The following is an 8,663-nucleotide window of genomic DNA, read 5'->3' as shown; positions in this document are numbered from 1 at the left end:
TACATATAAATCGTTTCTTTCTAAGAAGTAGACATACTTGTCTTAATCCGATGTTACTGTGTCTTACACGTTGGAGTCTATAGTCATGAATTCTTGTAGTAGGCTGTTTACAACAAGGACAAATACCTGTATTATTAGTAGACTTAATAGAAACTTCTATGGTTTCACTATTTTCTGTTATATTTGTTACAATAATATCTTTAATATTGAGAAGTTTTTGTATATAATTATCTTGCACGTATTTCACCCTTTCTATTTGGTTTAGTCACTTTATATGGTAAAGGATTTTTGGGATACGTGCATTCTTTTTTTGCAAAAAAATAAATGTTGGAGTACTCACCCCAACATTTATTATAGAACCCTTTTTTTATGTGAAATATTTTATCTTATCAGAAGTTTAAACTGATAATAAAACGTTTTCCAAAAAGAACAAGAATTATAACATAGTTTATTTTTAAATAAACCTCACAGATTGGCTAAATTGCCGAGTGTGTAAATTATTGTAAGATTAAATAATAAGTATAGGTTAAATAAATAATATTTACAGTAATACACTAGTGTTATATAATATTATAGTAATTTACATTATATAAAAGGGGGAATATAAAAATGAAGAAACGCAGTTTAAGTTTGTTGACATTAGTACTTATTTTAGCATTAGCACTAACAGGATGCGGTGGAGGAAGTAAAGAAACTAGCTCCAGTGGAAACGTTATCAGAACAAATAATGGAGCAGAGCCAAATTCCTTAGATCCAGCATTGGCAAAGGGCAATAATGATTCAAAGACTATTTATTTAATTTTTGAAGGGCTTATGAAATATAATGAAAATGGTGAAATAGTGCCAGGTATGGCAGAGAAAGTAGATATTTCAGATGATGGATTGACATATACTTATACACTTCGAGATGCCAAGTGGTCTAATGGAGATCCTGTTACAGCAGGAGATTTTGAATATTCCTGGAAGCGTGTGTTAAATCCGGAAATGGGTAGTGAATATTCATTTCAACTTTACTATATTAAAGGTGGAGAAGAATATAACACAGGCAATGGAAGTGTTGACGATGTAGGAGTAAAGGCTATAGATGACAAGACACTTGAAGTAAGTTTAAAGTCGCCAACACCTTATTTTGATGAGTTAACAGCATTTTATACTTTGATGCCAGTAAACAAATCTGTGGTGGAAAGTGATCCAGATTGGGCAAAAGATGTTTCAAAGGGAAATTTTGTGACAAATGGACCTTTTAAAATAACTGATTGGAAACATGGAGAAAAAATAATAGTAGCTAAATTTGAAGACTACTACAATAAAGATAAAATAAAATTAGACGGTGTAGAATCAGACATACTTGAAGAACAAAGTACAGCTTGGCAAAAATATCAAGGTGGAGAATATGACTATATTATGGATGCTCCACAGGATGTTGTAGCAGAACTTATAAAAAACAAAGATCCTGAGTTTCACTCTTTTGATAAATATGGAACTCAATATTTGGCATTTAATACTGAAAAAGCACCTTTTACAAATCAAAAAGTTCGCCAAGCATTATCAATGGCAATTGACAGACAATCTATTATAGATAATGTAATACAAGGTGGACAATCTTATGCAGATGGGTTAATACCATATGGCTCTAAAGATGACCAAGGAAAGGACTTTAGAGAAGCAAATGGAAAATTTGTAACTGAAGATATAGAAAAAGCAAATCAACTTTTAGAAGAAGGACTTGCAGAACTTAATATGACAAGAGAAGATATGAGTAGTTTAGTATTAAGCTATAATACTTCTGAGAATATAAGGAAGATGTGTGAGGCTATTCAAGAAATGTGGAGACAAAATTTGGGAATCGAAATAGGTCTTGAAAATATGGACTTTAAAGTTTTGCTTGAAAGAAAAACAGCAGGAGATTTTGATATTTGTCGTGCAGCATGGACTGGAGACTATTTAGATCCAATGACTATGATGGATTTATTTATGACAGGTGAACCTCAAAATGATCCTAAGTACAGTAATCCGGAATATGACAGATTATTAAAAGTGGCAAAATCAACTGGAGATCAAAAAGTTCGTATGGATTCTATGAAGGAAGCAGAAAAAATTATGATGGAAGATATGCCTTTAATGCCCCTCTATTTTTCAAATGGATATTATGTGGCAAAACCATATGTTAAGGGAATATTTACATCTCCTCTTAATGATCCATTTTTAATTTATGCAGAGATAGAAAAATAGAAGAGTATAGTATAAATAATTAATTAGAGAATCTATAGATTTTCTAATTAATTATTTAATATATGTGTAGGAAGGAAAATAAGAATGAAGAAATTCATAGGTAAAAGACTACTAATTTCTATACTCACAATATGGGCAGTTATCACCATTACTTTTGTAATAATGCATTCAATTCCAGGAGATCCCTTTGCAGATGAGGGGAGAATGCCAGAAAGTGTATATAGAAATTTACAGGCGAAATATGGTTTAGATCAGCCTTTATTTGATCAGTATAAAATTTATTTAAAAAACATTTTAAAAGGGGACTTTGGAGAGTCCATGAAGTCGAAGACTGAAAATGTAAATGAAATGATTACAAGAGGAGCTCCAGTATCTGCAAGATTGGGGTTACAAGCTTTTTTAATAGCAATGGTATTTGGACCGGCACTTGGTGCAATTGCAGCTCTGTATCAGAATCGATGGCCGGACTATTTAATGATGATTATAGCAATTATAGGAATCAGTGTTCCGAGCTTTGTATTTGGCTCAGTTATGATTCAGTTTATTGCGAGGAATGTATCTTGGCTGCCAATAGGGGGTTGGGGAAGTTTTGCCCATACAATTCTTCCAAGTATTGCACTTGCTATGATGCCGCTTGCGTCTTCGGCTCGTATGATGAGGTCTTCAATGCTTGAAGTTTTGGGACAAGATTATATTAAAACTGCTAAGTCAAAGGGACTTAAAAATTTTAGTGTAATAATGGGGCATGCTGTTAGAAATGCCATACTTCCAATTGTATCTCAAATGGGAACTACTATTTCCGGACTTTTAACAGGTTCTTTTGTAATTGAAAAAATATTTGGAGTACCGGGGTTAGGGACATTTTTTACAGGTGCAATTATAAATCGTGACTATACACTAATAATGGGAACTACTATATTTTACTCAATTATTTTAATTGCAATGCTACTAATAGTAGATGTGCTTTATGTAGTAGTTGACCCAAGAATTAAGCTGGGAGGGAGTAATTAATGGATAGAGAATATAATATGAACTCAACTATTCCAAGTGAATTATTTCAACCAGCTAATAGGCGTAGAGATTCAGAGAAAATCACGAGGCCTACAATTGGATATTGGAAGGATGTATTTAGAAGATTAAGACAAAATAAATTAGCTATGACGGGCTTGGTAGTAATAGTTTTACTAATAGTGATGTCTTTTGTTGGACCATTAATTACGGGAATGGACTATGCAGTACAGAACCTGGCAGATAAGAATTTAAGGCCCAGTGGTGCGCATTTATTTGGAACAGACACTTTGGGAAGAGATTTATTTACAAGGGTTTGCTATGGAATTAGGTATTCTCTATTAATAGGTATATTAGCTGCGGCTTTTGACCTTATAATAGGCGTTGTATATGGTGGAATTGCAGGGATGGCAGGTTCTAAGCTGGATACTCTTATGATGCGTATAGCAGAAATTATATATGCAATACCATATATGCTAATTGTAATTTTAATGAGTGTAATGTTTAGTAGTCAACAGGGGGCAAGTTTATTTACTCTAGTACTTGCAATGTGTATAACAGGTTGGGTTCCCATGGCTATAATGGTGCGTGGGCAAGTTTTGCAACTTCGTGAAAATGAATATGCTCTGGCATCTCGTTCTCTTGGAGCGGGAAATGGATATATTTTAAAAAAGCATATAATTCCAAATACACTTGGACCTATTTTAATAAATGTGACTTTAACTGTTCCAAGGGCTATTTTTTCAGAGGCAACTTTAAGTTTTATGGGTTTGGGTTTACAACCGCCACAACCTAGTCTTGGAGTTCTTACAAATGACGGGTTACAGTTAATGAGCATTGGTATATTTTACCAACTTTTATTTCCAGCTTTGTGTATATCTTTAATTATGTTTAGCTTTAATGTTTTAGGCGATGGTTTAAGAGATGCATTAGACCCAAGATTGAGAAAGTAGGTTTGAATATGGATAAGACAATAAGAGATAATATTCTAGAAGTAAAAAATTTAGCAGTTTCATTTCAAACCTTTTTTGGTGAAGTTGAAGCTGTTCGAGATATTTCCTTTGAATTAAAAAGAGGATCTACTTTGGCAATCGTTGGAGAGTCAGGATGTGGAAAATCTGTTACTGCTAATTCTATTATTCAGTTACTTCCAAAACCTCCAGCGCTGTATAAAAATGGTGAAATAGTATTTAATGGGGCTAATTTGTTAGAAAAAACTGAAAAAGAAATGGTAGATATAAGAGGAAATAATATATCTATGGTTTTTCAAGATCCAATGACATCTTTAAACCCAACTATGAAAGTGGGAAATCAAATAAGTGAAGGTTTAAAAAAGAAAAAACATTTATCTGATAAAGAGGCAAAAAAACTTGCAATAGATATGCTTGAATTAGTGTCAGTGCCACAACCTGAAGGTAGAGTAAATCAATATCCCCATGAGTTTTCAGGTGGGATGCGCCAAAGGGTAATGATAGCTATAGCCATGGCATCTAATCCGGAGCTTTTAATTGCAGATGAGCCAACTACGGCACTGGATGTAACAGTTCAAGCGCAGATACTGGATTTAATGAAGAAGTTAAATAGAGAAAATGGAACTTCTATAATACTAATAACCCATGATTTGGGTGTCGTTGCTGATATGGCAGAAGATGTCATAGTAATGTATGCAGGGCAGATTTTAGAAAAGGGAAGAGTAGAAGATATTTTTAAAAATCCAAAGCATCCATATACTAAAAAATTATTGGGAGCTGTTCCAAATTTAAATATGGATAAAAGTGAATCGCTACACTCAATACCAGGAACTCCACCGGATTTATATAAACCTCCGGAAGGTTGTTCGTTTTTTGATAGATGTGATAGTGCAATGGTAGTATGTGAAAAAAATGTTCCTGATTTTTTAGATCATTCAGAAACGCATTGTAGTAGGTGTTGGCTAAATCATCCATCTTGTAGCTTAGGAGGTGTAGTCAATGAGTGATGTACTTTTACACGTAAGAGAACTTTGTAAGTATTTTGATGTAGGCGGAGGAAAGTTAAAGGCTGTAGATGGTCTGACTTTTGATATATTTAAGGGAGAGACCTTTGGATTAGTTGGAGAGTCTGGATGTGGAAAGTCCACTGCAGGTAGGTCGATTTTAAGATTGTATGAGCCGACATCAGGTGAAGTAATATTTGAGGATAAAAATGTTCTTGAACTTTCAAAAAAAGACTTAAAAGATATGAGAAAAAACATGCAGATGATATTTCAAGACCCTTATGCATCTTTAGATCCTAGAATGACAGTTGAAGAAATAGTAGGAGAGCCTCTTGAAATTTACAATATATCCCATGGAAAAGAAAGATATAAAAAAGTTGTAGAACTACTGGAACTTGTAGGACTTTCAGAAGAACATGCTCAAAGATTTCCGCATGAGTTTTCTGGAGGGCAGCGTCAGAGGGTTGGTATTGCAAGAGCTCTTGCGTTGGAACCTGATTTTATTATCTGTGATGAGCCAATTTCTGCTCTAGATGTTTCCATACAGGCACAAATAGTAAATTTATTGAAATATCTTCAAAAGGAACTGGGACTTACTCTTTTATTTATAGCTCATGACCTTTCAATGGTAAGGTATATATCTGATAGAGTTGGAGTTATGTATTTGGGACATATGATGGAGCTTTCAAGTAGTGACGAGCTGTATACAAATCCGCTACATCCTTATACAAAAGCACTATTATCTGCAATTCCCATTGCTGATCCTGATATTCAAAGGTCTAGACACAGAATTCAACTGGAAGGTGATGTTCCAAGTCCAATTGATCCAAAGCCTGGTTGTAGATTTGTTGATCGATGTGCAAATGCAAGTGAGGAGTGTAGGGGAGAAGAACCTAAACTAAAAGAAGTCCTACCTGGACATTTTGTTTCATGTATAAAAGTTAAGGAAATAAATAATTTATAGTATCCTCTATAAAAAAACTATAAAAACTATAAAAACAAAGACACGTCATTTAAGTTGACGTGTCTTTGTTTTTTTATTTTAAATGTTTTATTAAATACTCTGTAGCTAAGTGGGCATATATTGCAGCGCCAAGTGGCAATACGTCTTCATCTAAAACCATTGCTGAATTGTGAAGTCCTGCAGTGTAGCCTTCATCAATACTTCCACCTCCAAGGTATATCATAAGTGATGGGACTTTCTCGCATACGAAGGCAAAGTCTTCTGTTCCAGAGCTAAGTGGAATAAAAAATCTGTCTTCGTCTTCTACTAAGCCCTTTAATGAATCCATTGCAAAGTCACTTAAGTTTTCATCATTTATCATAGCAGGTGAGCCATATTCGTGAATTACTTCTACAGAACCTCTATAGGTCAAGGCGATTCCCTTTGAAATTTCGTTTAATCTCTTAATTAAAAAGTCTCTACTCTTAGGATTTGTAGCTCTAATGGAAACTTCCATTTCAGCAGAGCCGGCTTCTGTATTTACGCTGTCTCCACCTTGAATTTTACCAACTAACAGAACATTACTTTCGCTGGAAGGAGTTTCTCTTGAAAGGACGTTTTGAAGTGCAATGGCAATGTGACAGGCAATTATAATTGCATCAACGCCTTTTTCAGGTGTACTTCCGTGAGCTTGTTCTCCCTTGATTTTAACTCTAAAGGCATCTCCTGAATAGAGAGCATGGCCTCTTGGAAAAAATACTGCCCCACGCCTGCTTTCCTCTTCTCCTGTGTGAATGTGAAGTCCAATGGCTCCATCTACAGTTGGATTTTCAAGTATTCCATTTTCAATCATATCTTTGGCACCTTGTAAGAGTTCTTCAGCAGGTTGAAACATTAATTTTACAGTGCCTTTTAAGTTTTGCTCTTCTTCTTTTAAAAGTCTTGCTGCCATAAGTAGCATAGACGTATGTGTGTCATGACCACATGAGTGACATGCAGAAGTTGTAGAAGAAAACTCAAGGCCTGTATTTTCGACCATAGGTAGGGCGTCCATATCAGCTCTAAGTAAAATCACAGGGGAACCGCTTCCAATAGTGGCTGTAATTCCGGATTTTCCACAGTCTATGGGATTTATTCCAGCGGATAAAAGCTCTTTTTTTACATATGCAGTTGTATTTGGCAAGTCAAATCCAAGTTCTGCATTTTGGTGTATATGGTGTCTGTCTTTTAAAAGTTCTTCTTTTCTTTCAAGTGCTCTTTTATAATAAATATTCATTTTTTTCCTCCTATATAAAAATAACTAGCCAAAAAGTTTTGGGATTATCATTGATGCCATTACAACTGATGCAATGCTTACTGATATAATTCCGGCAATTACCATCTTTGGAACTAAGTGTTGGTACATAATTTGTTCCTCTTTTTCAGAAAAGTTTCTCTCTTTGGAAATACCCTTTGTAATTTCATAGGCAACGGCAAATGTGAGAGGGTATCCCAGCATACATGAAAAGCCCAGTGCGCATGAGAGAAAGGGATTTAATTTTAAAAACTTTCCAAGAGGATAGGAAACTACAACGATTCCAATACTACAAAGTATTAACATTCCAAAGACTGGAAATAAAATTCCGTAGAACTCTTTAAAGTTCATAGTTAAAAAACTTTCAGTTACCATGGCATATGTAGCCAGCATTAAAATATGTTGAGCTCCACCTTTTTCAAGTACTCCAACTGATATAAATCCAATAGATGCTGCAATGCAGCCCACAAGTAAGTAAGTTATAGTGGCAGGAACTCCCGTTGCCTTTGCTAAAACATCTGCGAAGACTGCAAAAATTGAAAGTCTTGCCAAATGACCTACTGGAGTTTCTAAAAACGTTGGAATATTGTTAATTAGTGGAAAAGTTTGTGAAGATGTATTTAACAATATATTGTTTTGTGAGTTTAAATTTTTATTTGCATAGTCCAGCGCTCCTCTTCTCATGAGAAATGATGCCAGTGGGAGTCCGATTAAAACTTGCAGTGCATTGACTGCACTGATGTAGCCCTGTAAGTCTGCACGTCCAGCTGTTTTTGCAGCTTCTCCCATGAGCATTGTGGCAACTGTGCCTCCGCAAATTGAAGGAAGAGAAGCCAAAGCATACTCTCTTGAAAACAGTAAAGGACCTAAAAATATTCCGATTAAAAATAATCCTAAAACAGAACCCAGAGAAATTAAAACAGTTTTATACTCTTTTACTAAGTCAGCTAAGTTAATAGTTGATCCAAGTCCCGTTAAAATAAGTGGCATGCCGAATGTGGGTATCATGGTTAAAAGTCCAGAGGTTTCCATTAAATCGGCAGGTAGTATTTTTAAAGAGCCTCCAAATAAAATTAAAACTAAAATTACTACTATCAGGGATGATACAATTCCCTTTGTCTTATAGGAAACCAGGTCTCCTATTGAAAAAATAATTGCAACTATTGCAAAACATACTATAGGTGTCATTATGTTCCTCCTTTAGATTAGTT

8 protein-coding genes are annotated in these 8,663 nt (G+C 34.7%); 5 read left to right on the top strand and 3 right to left on the bottom strand.

Annotated elements, in window-relative coordinates; genetic code table 11:
• The coding region (locus tag BUB47_RS09830) for a transposase family protein (RefSeq protein WP_143270629.1) at positions 1-238 on the bottom strand (238 nt) is incomplete at its 3' end.
• 371 nt (positions 239-609) lie between these two features.
• Between BUB47_RS09830 and BUB47_RS08360 the strand changes: the two genes are divergently transcribed.
• From BUB47_RS08360 to BUB47_RS08340, 5 genes are all read left to right on the top strand, one after another.
• Positions 610-2,232 carry a peptide ABC transporter substrate-binding protein gene (locus BUB47_RS08360; RefSeq protein WP_073185353.1) on the top strand — a complete coding sequence of 541 codons (1,623 nt, stop codon included), beginning with the start codon at positions 610-612 and terminating at the stop codon, positions 2,230-2,232.
• Between the two features lie 84 nt (positions 2,233-2,316).
• Positions 2,317-3,243, top strand: coding sequence for an ABC transporter permease (locus BUB47_RS08355; RefSeq protein ID WP_073185351.1), 927 nt, complete (start codon positions 2,317-2,319; stop codon positions 3,241-3,243).
• Complete coding sequence (locus tag BUB47_RS08350; RefSeq protein WP_073185349.1) at positions 3,243-4,193, top strand: ABC transporter permease; 951 nt, start codon at positions 3,243-3,245, stop codon at positions 4,191-4,193. Before BUB47_RS08355 ends, BUB47_RS08350 begins: the two co-directional genes overlap by 1 nt.
• An 8-nt stretch (positions 4,194-4,201) precedes the next feature.
• Complete coding sequence (locus BUB47_RS08345) at positions 4,202-5,218, top strand: ABC transporter ATP-binding protein (RefSeq protein WP_073185347.1); 1,017 nt, start codon at positions 4,202-4,204, stop codon at positions 5,216-5,218.
• Positions 5,211-6,179 carry an ABC transporter ATP-binding protein gene (locus BUB47_RS08340; protein ID WP_073185345.1) on the top strand — a complete coding sequence of 323 codons (969 nt, stop codon included), beginning with the start codon at positions 5,211-5,213 and terminating at the stop codon, positions 6,177-6,179. The genes BUB47_RS08345 and BUB47_RS08340 overlap by 8 nt, the downstream gene beginning before the upstream one ends.
• Before the next feature lie 73 nt (positions 6,180-6,252).
• On the opposite strand, the gene BUB47_RS08335 is transcribed toward BUB47_RS08340, so the two are convergent.
• Together BUB47_RS08335 and BUB47_RS08330 are read right to left on the bottom strand one after the other, a co-directional pair.
• Positions 6,253-7,434 (bottom strand): M20 metallopeptidase family protein, encoded by a 1,182-nt coding sequence (locus tag BUB47_RS08335; RefSeq protein ID WP_073185343.1) that lies wholly within the window; start codon positions 7,432-7,434, stop codon positions 6,253-6,255.
• Positions 7,435-7,458: 24 nt separating this feature from the next.
• Positions 7,459-8,640 (bottom strand): hypothetical protein, encoded by a 1,182-nt coding sequence (locus tag BUB47_RS08330; RefSeq protein WP_073185341.1) that lies wholly within the window; start codon positions 8,638-8,640, stop codon positions 7,459-7,461.
• Positions 8,641-8,663: the final 23 nt, after the last annotated feature.

The sequence above is a fragment of the Anaerosphaera aminiphila DSM 21120 genome, from assembly GCF_900129925.1.
Lineage (GTDB): Bacteria > Bacillota > Clostridia > Tissierellales > Peptoniphilaceae > Anaerosphaera > Anaerosphaera aminiphila.
Note: the sequence above shows the minus strand (reverse complement) of the source record. Positions and strands in the feature narration are given on the sequence as shown.

Excerpts from the sequence above, each read along its gene's own strand:
- BUB47_RS08345 (WP_073185347.1), top strand. The coding sequence starts at position 4,202 with ATGGATAAGACAATAAGAGATAATATTCTAGAAGTAAAAAATTTAGCA.
- BUB47_RS08360 (WP_073185353.1), top strand. The coding sequence starts at position 610 with ATGAAGAAACGCAGTTTAAGTTTGTTGACATTAGTACTTATTTTAGCA.
- BUB47_RS08350 (WP_073185349.1), top strand. The coding sequence starts at position 3,243 with ATGGATAGAGAATATAATATGAACTCAACTATTCCAAGTGAATTATTT.
- BUB47_RS08355 (WP_073185351.1), top strand. The coding sequence starts at position 2,317 with ATGAAGAAATTCATAGGTAAAAGACTACTAATTTCTATACTCACAATA.
- BUB47_RS08335 (WP_073185343.1), bottom strand. The coding sequence starts at position 7,434 with ATGAATATTTATTATAAAAGAGCACTTGAAAGAAAAGAAGAACTTTTA.
- BUB47_RS08330 (WP_073185341.1), bottom strand. The coding sequence starts at position 8,640 with ATGACACCTATAGTATGTTTTGCAATAGTTGCAATTATTTTTTCAATA.
- BUB47_RS08340 (WP_073185345.1), top strand. The coding sequence starts at position 5,211 with ATGAGTGATGTACTTTTACACGTAAGAGAACTTTGTAAGTATTTTGAT.